The sequence below is a fragment of the Pseudomonas sp. TJI-51 genome, from assembly GCF_000190455.2.
GTDB lineage: Bacteria > Pseudomonadota > Gammaproteobacteria > Pseudomonadales > Pseudomonadaceae > Aquipseudomonas > Aquipseudomonas juntendi.
Window position 1 is genome coordinate 1 of record NZ_AEWE02000204.1, and the last position, 737, is coordinate 737.

Consider the following 737-nt stretch of genomic DNA (forward strand, 5'->3'; position numbering starts at 1 on the left):
CCGGCATCAAACTCGCCGTACCCTTCCGGCGCCTGGTCCAGGTTGATCACCTGCACGCCCACCACTTCGGCAATGTTGATGCGGTCCCACATGATCGCCTGCATCAGCTGGCGGTTGTACTTCATGGTCGGGGTCTGGCCGGTGTGGAAGCTGTGCGACTTGGCCCAGCCCAGGCCGAAGCGGATGCTCAGCGCGCCGATCTTGGCGGCAGCGTCCACCGCGCCCGGGTCTTCGGTCACGTACAGGCCCGGGATACCGATGTTGCCGGCTACGCGGGTAACCTGCATCAGCGAGTTCAGCACGGTGGCCGGGGCTTCGTGCTTGGCACCTTCATGGCCATGGCCGCGGGCCTCGAAGCCAACGGCGTCAACGGCGCAGTCCACTTCCGGCTCGCCGAGGATATCGACGATCTGCTCGTGCAGCGGGGTGTCCTTGGACAGGTCGACCACCTCAAAGCCCTGCGACTTAGCGTGAGCCAGACGGGCCGGGTTGAGGTCGCCGACGATGACGCAAGCGGCGCCCAGCAGGCGCGCCGAGGCAGCGGCGGCCAGGCCGACCGGGCCGGCGCCAGCGACATATACGGTGCTGCCTGGGCCTACGCCGGCAGTGACGGCGCCGTGGTAGCCGGTTGGCAGGATGTCGGACAGGCAAGTCAGGTCACGGATCTTCTCCATGGCCTTGTCGCGCTCGGGCAGTTTCAGCAGGTTGAAGTCGGCATAGGGCACCAGCACGTATTC

Annotated in this window: 1 protein-coding gene; it reads right to left on the bottom strand. The window is 66.5% G+C overall.

From position 1 onward, the window contains the following. A partial coding sequence (locus G1E_RS26965; protein ID WP_047150295.1) for a zinc-binding dehydrogenase occupies nt 1-737 on the bottom strand: 737 nt, incomplete at both ends.